Raw genomic sequence first — 18,048 nt, 5'->3', positions numbered from 1 at the left:
CTGGCGACTACTTGGAGTCGTTGTTGGCGTCCTCTATTGCCTGTTCTGCCTTTGCTGCCTTGTGCTCCTCGGCGGCGCGGCGGCCGGCCGGGGAAAGCAGCGAGGCAACCGTGGCAATCACGATGGTGCCCAGGATGACCACCAGCGAGACGGTGATCGAGATATCCGGCACCCACTCGATGTGACGGCCACCGTTGATGAAGGAGAGCTCGTTAACGTGCATCGCGTGGAAGACCAGCTTGACGCCGATGAAGGCCAGGATGATCGACAGCGCGTGCTTGAGGTAGATCAAGCGGTCCATCAGGCCACCGAGCAGGAAGTACAGCTGGCGCAGGCCCATCAGCGCGAACAGGTTCGCCGTGAAGACGATGAACGGCGACTGGGTCAGGCCGAAGATGGCCGGGATCGAGTCCACGGCGAAGAGCAGGTCGGTCATGCCGATCGTCACGAAGACCATGACCATCGGGGTGAACATCTTCTTGCCGTCGACGACGGTGCGCAGCTTGTTGCCGTCGTATTCCTTGGAGATCGGCAGGTTCTTGGTCATCTTGTAGACCAGGCCGTTGTTGGCGCCCTCGGACTCGTCCTCGCCCTTGTCGGTGGCCTGCTTCCAGGCGGTCCAGAGCAGGAACGCACCGAAGATGTAGAAGACCCACGAGTAGTTTTCGATGACAGCTGCACCGAGAATGATGAAGATGCCGCGCAGGATCAGGGCGATGATGATGCCGAACATCAACACTTCCTGCTGGTATTTACGCGGAACCGAGAAGCGGGCCATGATGATGATGAACACGAAGAGGTTGTCGATGCTCAGCGAGTATTCGGTGACCCAGCCGGCAATGAATTGCTGGCCGATGTCCGGGCCCGCCTGCCACCAGACAACGGCGCCGAAGATCAGGGCCAGGGTGACATAGAAACCGACCCACAGGCCGGATTCCTTCATCGAGGGTTCGTGTGGTTTCTTGACCACATAAAGCAGGTCAAGCAGAAGAATGATGCACAATGCGGAAAGAGAAATAATCTCAAACTGCAGTGACAAGCCGTGGTTTCCCAATGTGGGGCCTTTCAAAACGGGGTACGTGGAACTACCGCAAGTCTCTCCGCCGCCCGTTCAGATTGGGTCGGCCGCTGCGCCCGGCGGGGCATCATTGCCCCGCGTGTTGACGATCACAGCACAATTGGGATACTCCCCTACGCTTGGACCAGTCTAACGCAAACAAGTTTCAGGCACGTGAATGACCAGGCCAAAGAGGCAGTAAAGGCTGCCCATGAGGAAGCGACAACGCATCCGGCCCATATCGTCATACATGCCCTCGACGGGCACGCGTACCGCGAGTATGACCTGGCCTGAAATTATTGATCCGCGCGGCATTGCCGCCGGAAGGATCGGCTGGCTGACCTACGCGTGGCCCGCGTTCTTCATCTGGCGCAATTCCTTCTTCAGTTCGGAGACCTCGTCGCGCAGCCGGGCGGCGACCTCGAAGTGCAGCTCCGCGGCGGCCGCGTGCATTTGCTCGGTCATTTGCTCGATCATGTCCACCAGGTTCTCCGCCGGCGCCGCAGCCAGCCCGTCGGCCCGCACCGTCTCGTGGGCCTTATTGGTGCCGGCACTGGAGCGCTTGGCGGTCTTGGCCAGGCGCTGGTTGTTCAGCAGTTCCTGGGTGTCGGCGTCCTCTCGGGCCAACGAATCGGTGATGTCGGCGATCTTCTTGCGCAGCGGCTGCGGGTCCACGCCATGGTCCTTGTTGTACTTCTGCTGCACCTCGCGGCGCCGGTTGGTCTCCTCGATGGCCTGGGCCATGGCGTCGGTGATCTTGTCCGCATACATGTGCACCTGGCCGTCGACGTTTCGCGCGGCGCGCCCGATGGTCTGGATCAGCGAGGTGGCCGAGCGCAGGAAGCCCTGCTTGTCGGCATCCAGGATCGCCACGAGCGAAACCTCTGGCAGGTCAAGACCCTCGCGCAGCAGGTTGATGCCGACCAGCACGTCGAACAGGCCCATGCGCAGCTCGCGCAGCAACTCCACGCGGCGCAGCGTGTCCACGTCCGAGTGCAGGTACTGGACCCGCACCCCGTGCTCGGTGAAGTAGTCGGTGAGGTCCTCGGCCATCCGCTTGGTCAGCGTGGTGACCAGGATGCGCTCGTTGCGTTCGACCCGGGCGCGGATCTCGTCGAGCAGGTCGTCGATCTGGCCCTTGGTGGGCTTGACGATGATTTCGGGGTCGATCAGGCCCGTGGGCCGGATGATCTGCTGGACCACGCCGTCTGCCTTGCCGAGCTCGTACTTGCCCGGGGTCGCCGAGAGGTAGACGGTCTGCCCGATGCGCTCCAGGAACTCGTCCCACTTCAGCGGGCGGTTGTCCATCGCGGAGGGCAGGCGGAAGCCGTGCTCGACCAGGGTGCGCTTGCGCGACATATCGCCCTCGTACATCGCGCCGATCTGCGGGACGGTGACGTGGGATTCGTCGATGACCAGCAGGAAATCATCGGGAAAGTAGTCGATGAGGCAGTGCGGGGCGGTGCCCGGGGCACGGTTGTCGATGTGCCGGGAGTAATTCTCGATGCCGTTGCAGAAGCCCATCTGCTCCATCATCTCCAGGTCGTAGGTGGTGCGCATGCGCAGCCGCTGGGCTTCCACCAACTTGTTCTGGTTCTCCAGGGTGGACAGGCGCTGCTGCAGCTCGTCCTCGATGTCCTTGACGGCCCGGCTCATCCTCTCGGCGCCGGCGACATAGTGGCTGGCGGGGAACACGTACATCTCGTTTTCCTCGCGGATCACCTCGCCGGTGACCGGGTGCAGCGTGTGGATCGACTCGATCTCGTCGCCGAAGAACTCGATGCGCAGCGCCTGCTCCTCGTACATCGGGATGATCTCCACGGTGTCCCCGCGTACCCGGAAGGTGCCGCGGTGGAAGTCCATGTCGTTGCGGGCGTATTGCATGGAGACGAACTTGCGCAGCAGCGTATCGCGGTTCAGTTCCATGCCCTTTTTCAGGGTGACCATGCCGGCGACGTATTCCTCCGGGGTGCCCAGTCCGTAGATGCAGGAGACCGTGGCGACCACGATGACGTCGCGCCGGGTCAGCAGCGCGTTGGTGGCCGAGTGGCGCAGCCGCTCGACCTCCTCGTTGATCGAGGAGTCCTTCTCGATGAAGGTGTCGGTCTGCGGGACGTAGGCCTCGGGCTGGTAGTAGTCGTAGTAGGAGACGAAGTACTCCACGGCGTTGTTGGGCAGCAGCTCGCGGAACTCGTTGGCCAGCTGCGCGGCGAGGGTCTTGTTCTGCACCATCACCAGCGTGGGCCGCTGCACCTGCTCGATGAGCCAGGCGGTGGTCGCGGACTTGCCGGTGCCGGTGGCACCCAGCAGGACCACGTCCTTTTCCCCGGCGTTGATGCGGGTGGACAGCTCCTTGATGGCGGTTGGCTGGTCTCCGGCGGGCTTGAACTCGCTGATGACCTCGAAGGGGGCGACGACGCGGTTGATCTGCTGCGCAAGACTCATGCATCTAGGCTACGCCCTGGCACCCCCGCTTTGCCCGCGCGCTCGCCTCAGGCTGAAAGGCCGGCAGCGGCGACCTTTGTACGCAGCCGGCCGATGCGGGCGATCGGCGCGTCCTGCGCGCCGGAGGCGAAGCCGAAGTAGTCGGCCGCCCCGCCCAGGATGCCCTCGACCAGCTCGCCGGCATCCACGATGTGGCGCACCTTCCCGACGGTGAACTTGGCGATGCTCCCGGTTCCCGTCAGGAGGATGTTCGCATCGATGGACGGGTAGGGAACCTCCGAGCTCCCGTCGGCCAGATAGCCCTCGACGGCTTCCAGCAGGGCATGCCAGATCCCGGGCAGGTCGTCGACAAGGTCGACGGGGACCAGCTGCAGCGAGTGGTAGCGCAGCTGGACCGACCCGATGGTGCCTTCCAGGGTCGCTGCGCGTTCGGGGTCACGCTGGATGCTGAGAAGCTGCGGGGCCGAGCCGTCGGCAGGTGCGTGCCTCAGGAAGGATTCGGCGACCATCGAGGTCCTCACTTGCGGGCCTGCCGCTCCACGATGTTGCCCAGCGCGCCGCGCATCAACCGGATCATGAACACGATGGTGGCTCCGGTGGCGGAGAGGAGCCCGGCAAGGGCCAGCCAGGCCGGGAGCAGCACCTGCGCGTCGTAGCCGGAGTCCCGGGAGACGAACTGCTCGCGCCCGCCGAAGAAGAGCCAGAGCACCAAGGCACCGGCCAGGGCGATGAACGCCAAGGCCCAGAGTCCGCGGACGACGCGCATTTCGGTGCGGGCCTTGGCGGATTCGGCGGCCAGCAGCGCCGCAAGTTCCGCCCGGGCCCGCGAGTTCCCGTCGTTCCCGGGGTCCGCAGGGTGCTCAGCGGGCACGGCTGGTGGATGGGGCAATGTTCTTCTCCCAGATCTCTGTGACTTGTTGGCGCAGCTGCGCAAGCGTGCCGGAGTTGTTGATGACGATGTCGGCGACGGCCGCGCGCTGCGCGTCGGTGGCCTGCGCGTCAATCCGGGCGCGGGCATCTGCCTCGTCCATTCCGCGGTCCTCGACCATGCGGCGCAGGCGTTCGTCCAACGGCGCTGCGACAACGATGACCAGATCGAAGTCGCTCCCCTGCCCGGTTTCCACCAGCAGCGGGATGTCTTGGACGATGACCGCGTCCGCCGGCGCCGCGGCGCGTTGCCGGGCGGCCTCGGCCCGCACGCGCGGGTGGACGATGGAGTTCAGTTTTTCCCTGGCGGTCGCGTCGGCAAAGATCAGCGCCCCCAATGCCGGGCGGTTCAGCTCGCCGGCTTCCGTGAGCATTCCGGGGCCGAAGGCCTCGGCGACCTCCGCCAGGCCCGGGCTTCCGGGGTTCACCACGGAGCGGGCGATGGCGTCGGCGTCGATGAGCACGGCGCCGAGTTCGGCGAGCTGCCGGGCGACTGCCGATTTTCCGGCGGCTATCCCGCCGGTGAGTCCCACATTGAGCATGTGTCCCAGCATACCGAGGCGCGGCGGGCACGCGGAGGCGCAAAACACTAGACTGATCAGGTAATGGACAATGATTCGGTGGCGACGGCCTACACGACGGTGGACGGCGACTTCGCCGCCGAGCTGGAGATCAAGCGCTCGCGCTTCATCACCTACCTGCGCCGGGTCGATTCCGAGGCAGCTGCCCGCGCCCTGGTCGCCGAGTTGCGCAAGAAGCACTTCGACGCACGCCACCATTGCAGCGCCTTCATCCTGGGCCCGGACCGCACCGCGATGCGCAGCAACGACGACGGCGAGCCATCGGGCACCGCCGGCATCCCGATGCTCGACGCGCTGGCCAAGCGGGAGACCGCGCCCGGGACCACCGACCTCTCCGACATTGCCGCAGTGGTGGTGCGCTACTTCGGCGGGATCCTGCTGGGCGCCGGAGGTTTGGTGCGCGCCTATTCCGAGTCGGTGTCCACGGCGCTGGACGCTGCCCCGCTGCTGCGCCGCGAACGCCTGCGGATCCTGGGCGTCGATGCGGACTACGCCGCTGCAGGCCGGCTGGAAAACGACCTGCGCGCCGCCGGCATCCAGGTCCTGGGCACCGAGTACGGGCCACGGCTTGCCACGCTGCGGGTGGCGCTCAATGACCAGGCACCGGTCCTCGCGGCATTCGCCGACCGGTTGGCCAGCCTCAGTGCCGGGGCCAGCACCGCAACAAACCTTGGAACCGAATGGGTGGATGTCCGATGAGCCTTGACTTCGAGAAGTTGCGCCGCTGGCCCGACGTGGAGGCGGAGAACCTGCTGGCCGTCGATGCAGCGGACAGGCTGCTGCTGGATCTGGCGGCCGAGGCCGGATGGCCGGGCGAGCCAGGCCGGGTGGTGGTCCTGAACGACCACTACGGCGCGCTGGTCCTCGGGGCGCTGGAGGCCGGGGTGCGCGGGCTGCGCGGGCACCAGGACGCACTCACCGGCGTCCGCGCCATCGACGCCAATGCCCACACCCTGCTGCCGGAACTCACCGGTGAATACCGGCACCTGCCCCTGGGCCGCGAGCTGCTTGAAGGCGCCGCCCTGGTGTTGGTGGCATTGCCCCGGTCGCTGGACGCGCTGGAGGAAATGCTGGCGTTCGTCGCAGAACACGCCGGGCCCGACGTCACGGTGATGGCCGCCGGGCGCATCAAGCACATGAGCCTGTCGATGAACGAGGTGCTGGGCCGCTACTTCGCCTCGGTCACCGCCTCGCTGGGACGCCAGAAATCCCGGGTGCTCACCGCCACCGCCGTCCGCCCGGTGGCCCAGCGCCCCGCAGCGCGCTTTCCGCTGCGGGCCGGCCACGACCTGGGGTTGCCCGAACCGCTGCAAGTGCGCGCCTACGCGCAGACCTTTGGCGGAGCCAAGCTGGATCCCGGGACCCGCTTCCTGCTCGAGCACCTGTCGCTACCGGGCGACGCGCAGCATGCCGTGGACCTGGGCTGCGGCAACGGGACCATTGCCGCGTTTTTGGCCTTGGGGCATCCGGGCCTCACGGTGCGTGCCTCCGACCACTCGGCCTCGGCCGTGGCCTCCACGCGCGCCACCGCGGCCGCCAACGACCTCGCCCACCGGATCACCGCGGTGCAGGACGACGCCTTGGCCTCGCTGCCAGACGCCTCCGAGTCCTTCGTGGTCCTGAACCCGCCTTTCCACATGGGCAACACCGTGCATGCGGGGATCGCCCTGAAGCTGATTGCCGATGCCGGACGGGTGCTGGCACCCGGCGGGGAGCTGTGGTGCGTCTGGAATTCGCACCTGGGCTACCGCGGGCAACTGGAAAAGCTGGTGGGACCCACCCGCCAAGTCGCGCGGAACCCGAAGTTCACCGTGACGGCGTCGACGAAGAGGTAGCGCTCCGTCCGGGCCGCGAACGCGGGGGGTTCAGAGCCCCTGGAAGAGGTCCGTGAGCAGAGGTTCGCCGGCGGCGCGGCTCGGCCAGGCCATGACCGAGGGCTCGCGCGAAACCACGCGCTGCCACCGGCCGACTGTCACTCCCGGGTCCATCAGCACGTCCCGCTGGCTGCGGTGTTCCAGCAGCCCGGCGACCACGCGCCAGGACACCGTGGAGGTGTCGACCTCGATGTCGATGGACTCGTCCGGGACCGGGCGCAGGTGGTATTCGATCGTCGGATCCCACACCACGGCACCGGTGCGCCGGCGCACCGTGTTCCACCGTTCAAAGACCGAGGCGCGGATGGCGCCATGGACCAGGCGCCGCAGTCCGGGCCCCGGAACCTCGCGGGCACGCCTGAACGCCTCGTCGGTGGCGGCCCCGATGGCGATGTGGTCGCGATGCCCGGTGATCCCGTCCGGACCGAAGGTCGCCACCACCTGCGGCCGTTCCTGCAACAGGATCGTGCGGACCCGCGCAACCAGTTCCTCGAAGTCGACCTCCGCCAGACGCCCGTCGTCGTAGCCCAGCCATTCATGGCGCACCGGGATGGTGCCGTGGGCACGCCACGCGTTGGCACTTTCCTCCCGCCGCCAGGCGCCGAGGGTTCCCGGGGTCACCGGCACGCCGGCCGAGATTTGGCCGGCAGCCCCGTCGGTCGCCAGCACCAGCACAAACCGGAATCCGGGGTCGTGTTCGTGCATGGCAATGGAACCCGCGCAACCATACGCATCGTCGTCGGGATGGGCAACGACGACCGCGATGGTATGCGGCTCGTTCATGGGGCAAATTCTAGTCCCGGCCGACACCGCGCAACAGTGCGGCGGGCACGGCCCTTCCGCGGGCGCGCCGTCACCCGCGTCCGCCAGGGGGTGCAATACTGCTTCCATGGACGAGTCACTTGAAGGAACGAAAACCGCACTGGTCATCATCAACATGCAAAACGGCGTGATGGAATACTGCGTGCACCCCAAGAAGGTCATCTCGCGCATCCAGGACCTCCTGGCCCGGGCCCGCGACACCGGCACCCCCGTGTACTGGGTGCAGGATGAACGCGAATTCGAGCGCCACTCGACGCCCTGGCGGATGGTCGCCGCACTGGAGCCGCTGGACGGGGAGCACCGGATCCACAAGTCGTACCGCGATGCCTTCACCGGCACCGGGCTGCACGCCTCCCTGATCGCCGGGGACGTGGGGCGACTGGTGGTCTGCGGCGCGCAGTCGGATTATTCCCTGCGCACCACGGCCGGACGCGCGGCGGCCATGGGCTACGACGTCACGGTGGTGCGCGATGCCCACACGACGGGGGCGTCGACCTTCGAGGGCCAGAGCCTGACAGGGGACCAGATCATCGCACACACCAACGCCTACTTTGCCTCGCTGGACTACCCCAACCAGGATTTCTCGCTGGAACGCTCAGAGGAGGTCGGGTTCCGCCCCGTGGTGTTGAACGACTGAACCGTTCGCCCTACCCAAGGCCCCCTTCCGGGCTGTAGGGTGCTAGAAACTTGTCACGCAGGAGATCCAACCCAGGGTTGTCGTGACGGCCACCGCCGGACGGCAACGCACCCCGCATAGAGGAGCAAGCCTTGTTCATTTCCGACGAATCCCCCACAGCCAACGCCGCCACTCCCGTCCCCGGACGGTACGTGGTCGTCTTTGCCGACCCCCACCCCTCCGCCGGGGAGAGGTTCGGCGCCCGCACGCTCCAGGAGGAGGTGCCGACCATGCTGGAACGGGAGGGCTTCTCGCTGGACACCTACTTCCCGCGCCTCGGGGTGGCTGTCGTGGGCGGGGAATCAGCCCAGCTCGGTGAACTGCAGGCCCGCTGTGATTCGCGGAACATGCCGCTGAGGATCGTCCCGGAACTGATGTACCACATCCTCTCGAGCCCGGCCCCGGAGCCGGGCATTGCTGCGGGACCGCCCTTCGCAGACAACGACGAGCTGACCTGGGGCCTGCAGGCGGTACGTGCCCGGGAGTCCGGCTACACCGGGCGGGGGATTCGCGTTGCGGTGCTGGACACCGGTTTTGACGCCGCGCACCCGGATTTCGCCGGACGCGACGTCACCACCATGTCCTTCATCGAGGGCGAGGATTCCCACGACGGGCACGGCCACGGCACCCACTGCATCGGCACGGCCTGCGGACCGCGCCCGTTGCCGGGAGCCAGGGCCTACGGCGTGGCCCCGGAGGCCTCCATCTTCGCCGGCAAGGTGCTCAGCAACGAGGGTTCGGGTTCCGATACCGGGATCCTCGCCGGCATCGACTGGGCCCTGCAAAACGACTGCCACATCATCTCCATGTCGCTGGGTGCCGACGTGCGGGAGGTCCACCCGCCCTATGTCGCCGCCGGCCACCGTGCCCTGGAGCGCGGGACCCTCATCGTCGCCGCGGCCGGCAACAACGCCCGTCGGTCGGCGGGCAACCCGGGATTCGTCGGCGCACCGGCCAACAGCCCCTATATCCTGTCCGTCGCCGCACTTGACGAAAACCTGCTCGTCGCCGACTTCTCCGCCCGCACGTTGCCGGGCCGAGGGGGCCAGGTCGATGTCTCCGGCCCCGGAGTGAAGGTCTATTCCTCCTGGCCCGGTGCCCAGCGCTACAACACCATCAGCGGCACGTCGATGGCTACCCCGCATGTTGCCGGCGTTGCGGCGCTCCTGTCCGAGGCCACCGGTTACCGGGGCAGGGAACTCTGGGCGGAACTCGTCCAAGAGTCCGAACGGCTCGAACAATTCTCCGTCGACGTCGGGGCGGGCCTGGCGCAAGCTCCGCCACCGATCCGGGAGCAGGCATCTGCGCCGGTGCCCGAACCGGTGTCCGAACCGGTGTCCAGTGAACCTTCGGAGGATGACGCATCTGAAAGCTTTTACGGCCATGGGTGATGACCCGGGGCAACAGCCCGCGGAAACCGTCGGCTACATCGTCACCGTGCAGAGCCAGTACCTGGGCCGGGTGGAGGAAGTCACCGGGCAGCTCGAATCGGCAGGCATGACGGTCGAGAGGGTGCTCGGCACCCTCGGCCAGATTATCGGCCGGGCCGAGGAAGCCAAGCGCACGACGCTGGCCGGGGTGGAAGGCGTTCAATCCGTCGACCCGGAACGGCGGTTCCGCATCAACCCGCCGGATAGCGACATCCAGTAGCGCAGGAGGGCTTGGAGACGCCCCGGGCGAATCCGCGACCTCCGGGGCCACACCGCCCACGCCACCGAAAAATTGCAAGAACCCCCGCTCCATTGCTGGAGCGGGGGTTCTTGTCGTCTACTTCAGGTGGATCAGTGATCCATCAAAAGTTCGTTCCTTAGGAACCGGCAAGCTTCTCGCGCAGTGCGGCGAGGGCCTCGTCGGAAGCCAGGGTACCTGCCTCGGTTGCCGGAGCATCCGAGGAGTAGGACGAGGAAGCGGACTCGGCCGGAGCCGATTCTGCTGCAGCGTCGTCGGCAAGGTGCTGTGCAACCTGCTTCTTGTGGGCTTCCCAGCGGGTCTGGGCGTCAGCGTACTGCTGCTCCCAAGCCGAACGCTGGGTCTCGAAGCCTTCGAGCCACTCGTTGGTCTCCGGATCGAAGCCCTCCGGGTACTTGTAGTTGCCCTCTTCGTCGTACTCTGCGGCCATGCCGTAGAGAGCCGGATCGAATTCGGCACCTTCCGGATCGACGCCCTCGTTGGCCTGCTTGAGGGACAGCGAGATGCGGCGACGCTCGAGATCGATGTCGATGACCTTGACGAACAGTTCGTCGCCAACGGAGACGACCTGCTCTGCAAGCTCCACGTGGCGCACGGCCAGCTCGGAGATGTGCACGAGGCCTTCGATTCCGTCTTCGACGCGCACGAATGCACCGAACGGAACAAGCTTGGTGACCTTACCCGGAACAACCTGCCCGAGGGCGTGGGTGCGGGCGAAGGTCTGCCACGGATCTTCCTGGGTGGCCTTGAGCGAGAGCGAAACACGCTCGCGGTCCAGGTCGACCTCGAGAACCTCGACGGTGACTTCCTGGCCAACTTCGACAACCTCGGACGGGTGGTCGATGTGCTTCCAGGACAGCTCGGAAACGTGGACGAGGCCGTCTACGCCGCCAAGGTCCACGAATGCACCGAAGTTGACGATGGAGGAAACGACGCCGGGACGAACCTGGCCCTTTTCCAGCTTGTTGAGGAACGTGGAGCGAACCTCGGACTGGGTCTGCTCGAGCCAGGCACGGCGGGAAAGAACAACGTTGTTGCGGTTCTTGTCCAGCTCGATGATCTTGGCTTCGATTTCCTGGCCGATGTACGGAGCCAGATCGCGCACACGGCGCATTTCGACGAGCGATGCCGGCAGGAAGCCGCGCAGGCCGATGTCGAGGATAAGGCCGCCCTTGACCACCTCGATGACGGTGCCGGTAACGACGCCGTCTTCTTCCTTGATCTTTTCGATATCGCCCCAGGCACGCTCGTACTGAGCACGCTTCTTGGACAGGATCAAACGACCTTCCTTGTCCTCCTTGGTGAGGACGAGGGCCTCGACGTTGTCACCGACGGCGACAACGTCGCCCGGGTCAACATCGTGCTTGATGGAAAGTTCGCGGGAAGGAATGACACCTTCGGTCTTGTAACCGATGTCGAGCAGAACTTCGTCGCGGTCAACCTTGACGACGATGCCTTCGACGAGGTCGCCATCGTTGAAGTACTTGATGGTGGCGTCGACGGCAGCGAGGAAGTCTTCAGCAGAGCCAATGTCGTTGATTGCAACGACCGGGGCACTGGTCTTCTCGTTGGAGGTGATGGTCATGTAGTAGGGACTCCGATGTGGATAGTCTGGGTGAGTCGGTCAGCCGGAAGTCCCGGCATATTCCGAATTTAGAATGGGTGCGGGCACGGCAGTAGCCGAAACACGCCCCCTCAGTCTATTCCCCCGGACCCGCAGGGTCAAAACGGGAACCGACGTTCTTGTCAAGTCGTCCCGGTCCCGTGTCAGGCGAAGGCCTCGGAAAGCTTCATGAGGCGCAATTTACTGGATTCCAGGGAATCCAGTAGGCGCGGAAGGGCCTTGGCAACGCCCGCCGCAGTACCGGAGGACGGGCGGTTGAAATGGCCGATCCCCACGTCACGGGCTCCCAACAAGGCAGTTTGCGCCGCGACGCCGGAAGCGGGGAACGTTGCGCCGGCATCCAGATTGACGGTGAAGTTCATCGGGACAAGGCTCAGTTCCCTGCACATGGCGGCACCCAAGACGTCCATGTGGGCGGTGCCGGAACGGAAGAACCTGGCCTGGATCCCGAAGGTGTCGGCCAGATAGTGCTGATTGCCCATGACCTCGTCGTATGCTTCGGCGATGGAGGCGGTACCGCGGATTCCGTATGCGGCCTGGCCCCTGCTGCCCAGAGGCGCGTGCGAGGTGCCGTGGTTGGCTATCTCAAAGAGTGGGTCCGCAGCGAGTTCGCGCATCAGCGATATGTTGGCTGCGGCCCACCGGCGATTGACGAAAAGCGTGGCGGGAGTGCGATGCGCACGCAGCTCCTTGATCAGCCTGGCGTCGTAGCCTTCGCCATGGAGTCCCCCGCAAGCGTCGAAGGTGAGGGCAGCGCCGCGCGCCGCAGCGGGAAGATCAAGTTGGATGCCCTGGGCCTCCAGCCCGAACGAGCCCGCCGGTTTCCCCGCAAAGGCGGAAACCATCGCTCTCCGGCTGGGCACGGCCATGGGAGCGCTCGGCGCCGGGGTCGGGGCCGGTCCGGGCGCCGAAGCGGAGGGGGAAGCAGTAGGCGCGGGGCCGGTTCCGGGCAGGGACTCCGGGTCAACGGCGCATGAGGCCAGCATGGAAGTGCCCATCCCGACAAGGGCGGCGAGCATGGTGCGGCGACCCACTTGGGGGTCGTTGGAAGCCAGGTTGGTCATATATCTAGAAATCCGCCTGGCAGTAGGGAATCGTGGAGGTGGCGAACAGGGAATCGAGGGTCCGGACGGCACCGGGAACATGGATCTTGAGCACACCGGCCTGGGCCAGGTGCGCAGCGCTGAACCCGCCGAGGTAAAGCGAGGCAAGGTCGCGGACATCCACGCTCACATCCGGTTCACCGTCGTCCGGGAGCCGGCGCACGTCGGCCGTCAATTCCTCGACGCGCAGTTCCCAGGTTCCATCGGCCATGCCCAGGGAATCGTGCACGCGCAGCCGGATGTGCCCGTCGCCGGCGTAGGTGCGCGCCTCCAGCGCGGTCTCCAGGTCCAGGATCCGCAGCCACAGGTGGTCCCCGAGCGCGGTGGCCTTGTAGGCACGCGCGTTTTCCAGCGCTGTCGGCAACACGTCATCGACGGGTCCGCGCCCGGCGATCTTTTCCACCAGGTCGTGGGCGCCGAGGTAGGCAACCAGCTCACGGCGGGCGGCACCCGATGCGGTGCACATCTGGCCGATTTCCATGGTGGGCGGGTCGACCTTCCACCCGGAAAACTGGTAGCTCATGAATCCGTCGGGCTTGCCTTCCGCGTCCAGGTGCAGGGCTGCGCGCAGGTTCTTGACCGGCTTGAGCGAGTCGTAGTCCTCCCACTGGCCAGCGGCCTGGCCCACGTCGAACTGGGTGGCGCTGATGGAACCAAGGGTGTGGGCGTGTGCCGCGGCAAAGATGGCAGGGGCGTACTTCTTCAGCTCCTCCGGGGCAACGGCAACGACGCTGCCTTCAGGCTCGACGCGCAGCGACGCGCCCTGCCGGGTCTTGAGCGTGTAGCGGGCACGCTGGGTGGCGCGGCCGAAGCCGAAGCGGCCGTAGATGGTGGCTTCGGAGGCGGTCAGCGCCGCAAACACCGCGCCCTGCTCGCGGGCCGTGGACAGGTCAAGGGTGATCATCCGGCGCAACAGGCCACGGCGACGGTGCGTGGGACTGACGGTGACCGAGGTGATCTGGTGCACCGGCATCAGGTTTCCCCCGCCGATGTTCAGCGTTCCGGGAAAGGCAGCGTAGGTGGCGACGGGAGCCGCTGCGTGCAGCGAGGGCTGCACCGCAGAGTCGTCGTAGACGGCGGTGAACGTGGTGTTGTCGGCGATTTCCAGCCCCGCCAGGATCTTCAACTCGTCGGCATCCAATTGGGATTCATGGAATCCGCGGCTGACCGCCTTCAGGAATTCGACGGTCGCAGCGGACGGTGCACCGTCGACAAGCTCGGGCTCGAATCTTTCAATGCGAATCGCGGCATCTTCACTCATGATCGTGGCGTTTGCTTCCTGGTGTCGGGGGCAGGGCAGGCGTTGGCGTGGAGCTAGAAACCGTTGATGGCGTGGGGTACGCCCGGCAGGTCCAGCAGTTCGGACAATGCGGCAGGTTCTGCCGGCAGGGCGCGTTCGGCGGGTTCCAGCAGACCGGCGGAGACCAGGTCCCCGATCCCGCAGGCGCCGAGCAGCAGCGGGCCCAGGGCAACTGCACCGCAGGAGAAGTCGGCCGGTCCGTCCTCGTCCAGTTCGGTGACCTTCGCCCGCCCGTCGCGGATCGCAAAGGCGTAGGACCCGGCAACCAGGCCCTGCGGGTCGGCGACGCGCAACGTGAAGGTCCCGGATCCGCGGTACTCCCGCGCGGCGAAAGCCGCGGGGACATCCAGCACCCGCACCCACAGGCAGTGTTCGCGTCCGGTGTAGCTGACCCGCGAGGGGTCCTCCAGCGCCCAGCCCAGCGGGTCGTCTGCGGCGGCGAATGGATGGCTGATGCGCTCGATCAAATCGACGCTGGACAGGAAACGGAAGATCTCGCGCCGGGCCACCTCGGTGGTGGCCACCAGGTCACGGACGTTCAGCGTCAAAGGCTTGGAATCCCAGCCGGCAAACACATACGTCACGTATCCCTGGATCTCCCCCGCCGGATCCAGGTACACGGCGGCACGCAGCTTCGGATCCGGGTCCGGCCCCTCCTGGCCCCAGCGTGCAGTGGCATGGCGGAGATAGGCTTCCTGGCGTCCGACCGAGCCGCGGCGGGATGCGTGGAACGCCTCGAAGACGGGCCCGGCAACCGTGCCCAGCACATGCGGCGGAACCTGCAGCACCGATCCGCTGGCCGCTGCGTGGAAGCGCACGTCCCCGCGCACATCCAGGTGCAGGGTTTGCTGCTCGGTGACCCGGCCGAAGCCGAACCTGCCGTAGATCGTCGCCTCGGACGCGGTCAGCGCGGCCACGGGGTAACCCGCGGCCTTGGCCCGGGCGAGGTCCCCGGTCATCAGTTCACGCAGGATGCCGCGGCGGCGGTGCGTGGGACGCACCGTGACCATGGTGACCAGGTGCGCGGGGACCAGGGACGCCCCGACGTTCAGCGTCTTGGCGAAACTGGCGTAGGTGGCCACCGGCACCAGCGGGTCCACCCAATCGGCGGGCAGGGAATCGTCGTAGACCCCGGTGAGCACCCGCGCATCGACCTCGTGGGCTTGGAACATCTGTTCCACCTGGTCCGCGGTGGCGGGCTGCTGGTGGAACCCCTCCCGGCCCGTGTTCAGCCAGGCGGCATACCCGCCGGACGCGGCGCCGGTGTGGGCGTCGCGGGCCAGCGGGACCTCCTCGATGCGCAGCTGCCGGGTGAGCATCAGTGCCCGGCGTCCTGCCAGGACGTGCCGATGCCCACGTGCACATCCAGGGGCACCTTGAGCTCCGCGGCGGCGCCCATCCTTTCCCGCACGATCTTTTCGACTTTTTCCAGTTCGCCGGCGGCGACCTCGAGGACGAGTTCGTCATGGACCTGCAGCAGCATGCGGGATTTCAGGCCGGCTTCGGCCAGGCCTTCCTCGACGCCGAGCATCGCACGCTTGATGATGTCGGCGGCCGAGCCCTGGATCGGGGCGTTCAGCGCCGCGCGCTCGGCGATGTCGCGCAGCTGGCGGTTGTCGCTGGCCAGCTCCGGCAGGTAGCGGCGGCGCCCGAAGATGGTCTCGGTGTAGCCGTCCTTGCGGGCCTGGTCCACCACGGCGCGCAGGTAGTCGCGCACCGCGCCGAAGCGCGAGAAATAGTCCTTCATCAGCGTGCGCGCCTCGTCGACGGAGATCTTCAGCTGCTTGGACAGCCCGAAGGAGCTCAAGCCGTAGGCCAAGCCGTAGCTCATGGCCTTGACCTTGGAGCGCATTTCGTTGGTGACATCGGCAGGTTCGACGTTGAAGACGTGCGAGCCGACGAAGCGGTGCAGGTCCTCGCCGTCCTGGTAGGCCTGGATCAGGCCCTCGTCCTCGGAGAGGTGCGCCATGATGCGCATTTCGATCTGCGAGTAGTCGGCAGTCAGCAGCGTCTCGTAGCCCTCGCCCACCACGAAGACCTCGCGGATGCGCCGGCCCTCCTCGGAGCGGACCGGGATATTCTGCAGGTTCGGGTTCAGCGATGACAGGCGCCCGGTGGCAGCGACGGTCTGTGCGTAAGTGGTGTGGATGCGGCCGTCGGAAGCAACGGCCTTGCGCAGGCCCTCGACGGTCTGGCGCAGCTTGGTCGCGTCGCGGTAGGCCATCAACGCGACAAGGAACGGGTGCCCGGTCTTGACCAGGAGGTCCTGCAGGGACTCGGCGTCGGTGGTGAAGCCGGTCTTGATCTTCTTGGTCTTGGGAAGGTCGAGTTCCTCGAAGAGGACAACTTGCAGCTGCTTGGGGCTGGAGAGGTTGACCTCGTGGCCGATGGCCCCGTAGGCCTCTTCGGTGGCCCGGTTGATGGTCACGGTGAAGTCTTCGTAGAGCCCGTCGAGCTTGGCGGTGTCGATGGCGATGCCGGACATTTCCATGCGTGCCAGGATCAACGACAGCGGCATCTCCAGCTCCTTGAGCAGGGCATCTCCCCCGCGCTCCACGAGCATGCCGGCCAGGTGCTGGCTCAACTCGCGCACCGCGTGGGCGGCGCGGACCGCCGGGGTGGCAAGATCCGGGCCCTCGAAGTCCAAGGCCAGCTGGCCGCTGGCCGGTGCCTTGGAATCGTCCAGCGAGATGCGCAGGTGCTGCTGGGCGATGTCCGGCAGGTCGTGGCTACGGCGGTCGGGCTGGATCAGGTAGGCGGTGATCATGGTGTCGTCGGTGACTCCCGCCAGCTCAAGGCCGCGGTTCTTGAGCATCTTGTAGGTGCCCTTGAAGTCGTGCACGGCCTTGGAGTGGCTGACCGAGGACAGCACCTTGGCCAGTGCCTGCTCTGTTTCCCCGTCAATTTCCTCGAGGGAGACGTAGGCGGTGGCGTCCTTGGAGGCGAACGCCAGCCCGACCACGTCGGTGCCGCCGACGCCCCCGACGGTGGCCGCGTGCACGCCCAGCAGCTGCGCGCCGTGAGCGGCGAACCATGCCTCGAGCGCGGCTGCGCCGCCGAGCATCTCGTGGGCGGGGATCTCGGCTTCCTCGGCGGCATCCTGCGGATCATCACCGAAAAGGTCGAAGAGGCGCTTGCGCAGGGTGTTGAACTGCAGCGCGTCAAAAAGTTCTTCGACGGCCTCGCGGTTGGGTCGATCCAGGATCATGGCCTCGAGGGCAACCGGCAGCTCGAGGTCGCGCAGCAGGTGGTTCAGGCGGCGGTTGCGGGTGACGTTTTCCACGTGTTCGCGCAGCGAGTCGCCGACCTTGCCCTTGATGGCATCGATGTTTTCCAGGATGCCCGGCAGCCCGCCGTAAAGATTGATCCACTTGGCGGCGGTCTTCGGTCCCACCCCGGGCACCCCCGGGAGGTTGTCGGCGGTTTCGCCGACCAGGGCCGCGAGGTCCGAATACTGTTCGGGACGTACGAAGTACTTCGCCTCGACGGCGTCCCCGTCCATCGGCGGGATGTCGGAGATCCCCTTCTTGGGGTAAAGCACCAGGGTCTTTTCGGTGATCAGCTGGAAGGCGTCACGGTCACCGGAGACCACCAGCACGTCCAGGCCGGCGGCTTCGCCCTGTGCGGCGAGGGTGGCGATGATGTCATCGGCCTCGTAGCCGTCCATGGTGATGGTGGGGATGTTCATGGCTTCCATGACCTTTTGGATCAGGTCGATCTGCCCGTGGAATTCTTCGGGCGTCTTGTTGCGCCCGCCCTTGTATTCGGTGTACTCCAGTGAGCGGAATGTGGGGGTGTCCAAGTCGAACGCCACGGCCACGTGGGTGGGCTTCTGCTGGCGGATCATCGTCAGCAGCATCGACACGAAGCCATGCACCGCGTTGGTGTGCTGCCCGGTGTCGGTGGAAAAGTTTTCGGCCGGCAGGGCGTAGAAGGCACGGAAGGCCATG

At 66.2% G+C, this 18,048-nt stretch carries 16 protein-coding genes; 5 read left to right on the top strand and 11 right to left on the bottom strand.

Annotation, left to right across the window (positions count from 1 at the left end; translation table 11 throughout):
* Positions 1 to 7: 7 nt before the first annotated feature.
* The 5 genes from Q2T94_RS19660 to coaE form a co-directional block, all read right to left on the bottom strand.
* Positions 8 to 1,039: a TerC family protein gene (locus Q2T94_RS19660; RefSeq protein WP_377700379.1), complete on the bottom strand. Its 1,032-nt coding sequence runs from the start codon at positions 1,037 to 1,039 to the stop codon at positions 8 to 10.
* Positions 1,040 to 1,399: 360 nt separating this feature from the next.
* A complete protein-coding gene (uvrB, locus tag Q2T94_RS19655) occupies positions 1,400 to 3,502 on the bottom strand; it encodes an excinuclease ABC subunit UvrB (RefSeq protein WP_302266257.1) in 2,103 nt (700 codons plus the stop codon).
* A 47-nt stretch (positions 3,503 to 3,549) separates the two neighbouring features.
* Positions 3,550 to 4,011: a hypothetical protein gene (locus tag Q2T94_RS19650; protein ID WP_302266255.1), complete on the bottom strand. Its 462-nt coding sequence runs from the start codon at positions 4,009 to 4,011 to the stop codon at positions 3,550 to 3,552.
* An 8-nt stretch (positions 4,012 to 4,019) separates the two neighbouring features.
* A complete protein-coding gene (locus Q2T94_RS19645; RefSeq protein ID WP_302266253.1) occupies positions 4,020 to 4,391 on the bottom strand; it encodes a hypothetical protein in 372 nt (123 codons plus the stop codon).
* Complete coding sequence (gene coaE / locus Q2T94_RS19640) at positions 4,363 to 4,971, bottom strand: dephospho-CoA kinase (RefSeq protein ID WP_302266252.1); 609 nt, start codon at positions 4,969 to 4,971, stop codon at positions 4,363 to 4,365. The genes Q2T94_RS19645 and coaE overlap by 29 nt, the downstream gene beginning before the upstream one ends.
* 63 nt (positions 4,972 to 5,034) lie before the next feature.
* Between coaE and Q2T94_RS19635 the strand changes: the two genes are divergently transcribed.
* On the top strand, positions 5,035 to 5,709 hold the full coding sequence (locus Q2T94_RS19635; RefSeq protein ID WP_302266250.1) for a YigZ family protein: 675 nt from the start codon (positions 5,035 to 5,037) through the stop codon (positions 5,707 to 5,709).
* Complete coding sequence (locus Q2T94_RS19630) at positions 5,706 to 6,845, top strand: class I SAM-dependent methyltransferase (protein WP_302266249.1); 1,140 nt, start codon at positions 5,706 to 5,708, stop codon at positions 6,843 to 6,845. Before Q2T94_RS19635 ends, Q2T94_RS19630 begins: the two co-directional genes overlap by 4 nt.
* Positions 6,846 to 6,875: 30 nt before the next feature.
* Here the strand turns inward: Q2T94_RS19630 and Q2T94_RS19625 are convergent, their stop codons facing one another.
* Entirely contained in the window at positions 6,876 to 7,667 is a 792-nt protein-coding gene (locus Q2T94_RS19625) for a PIG-L deacetylase family protein (protein WP_302266248.1), read from the bottom strand.
* 106 nt (positions 7,668 to 7,773) lie between these two features.
* Between Q2T94_RS19625 and Q2T94_RS19620 the strand changes: the two genes are divergently transcribed.
* From Q2T94_RS19620 to Q2T94_RS19610, 3 genes are all read left to right on the top strand, one after another.
* Positions 7,774 to 8,343, top strand: coding sequence for an isochorismatase family protein (locus tag Q2T94_RS19620; RefSeq protein WP_264269161.1), 570 nt, complete (start codon positions 7,774 to 7,776; stop codon positions 8,341 to 8,343).
* Positions 8,344 to 8,474: 131 nt separating this feature from the next.
* Positions 8,475 to 9,773: a S8 family peptidase gene (locus tag Q2T94_RS19615; RefSeq protein ID WP_302266246.1), complete on the top strand. Its 1,299-nt coding sequence runs from the start codon at positions 8,475 to 8,477 to the stop codon at positions 9,771 to 9,773.
* Positions 9,766 to 10,032: a hypothetical protein gene (locus tag Q2T94_RS19610; protein WP_302266245.1), complete on the top strand. Its 267-nt coding sequence runs from the start codon at positions 9,766 to 9,768 to the stop codon at positions 10,030 to 10,032. Before Q2T94_RS19615 ends, Q2T94_RS19610 begins: the two co-directional genes overlap by 8 nt.
* Positions 10,033 to 10,189: 157 nt before the next feature.
* On the opposite strand, the gene rpsA is transcribed toward Q2T94_RS19610, so the two are convergent.
* The 5 genes from rpsA to polA form a co-directional block, all read right to left on the bottom strand.
* Complete coding sequence (gene rpsA, locus Q2T94_RS19605) at positions 10,190 to 11,656, bottom strand: 30S ribosomal protein S1 (RefSeq protein ID WP_264269164.1); 1,467 nt, start codon at positions 11,654 to 11,656, stop codon at positions 10,190 to 10,192.
* 182 nt (positions 11,657 to 11,838) lie between these two features.
* Complete coding sequence (locus Q2T94_RS19600) at positions 11,839 to 12,759, bottom strand: polysaccharide deacetylase family protein (RefSeq protein ID WP_302266244.1); 921 nt, start codon at positions 12,757 to 12,759, stop codon at positions 11,839 to 11,841.
* 4 nt (positions 12,760 to 12,763) lie between these two features.
* Complete coding sequence (locus Q2T94_RS19595) at positions 12,764 to 14,059, bottom strand: GNAT family N-acetyltransferase (RefSeq protein ID WP_302266243.1); 1,296 nt, start codon at positions 14,057 to 14,059, stop codon at positions 12,764 to 12,766.
* 53 nt (positions 14,060 to 14,112) lie between these two features.
* Positions 14,113 to 15,417 (bottom strand): GNAT family N-acetyltransferase, encoded by a 1,305-nt coding sequence (locus tag Q2T94_RS19590; protein ID WP_302266241.1) that lies wholly within the window; start codon positions 15,415 to 15,417, stop codon positions 14,113 to 14,115.
* Positions 15,417 to 18,047: a DNA polymerase I gene (polA, locus tag Q2T94_RS19585; protein ID WP_302266468.1), complete on the bottom strand. Its 2,631-nt coding sequence runs from the start codon at positions 18,045 to 18,047 to the stop codon at positions 15,417 to 15,419. The genes Q2T94_RS19590 and polA overlap by 1 nt, the downstream gene beginning before the upstream one ends.
* Between the last annotated feature and the right edge of the window lies 1 nt (position 18,048).

Source organism: Paeniglutamicibacter sulfureus (genome assembly GCF_030512175.1).
GTDB classification, from domain to species: Bacteria; Actinomycetota; Actinomycetes; order Actinomycetales; family Micrococcaceae; genus Paeniglutamicibacter; species Paeniglutamicibacter sulfureus.
Note: the sequence above shows the minus strand (reverse complement) of the source record. Positions and strands in the feature narration are given on the sequence as shown.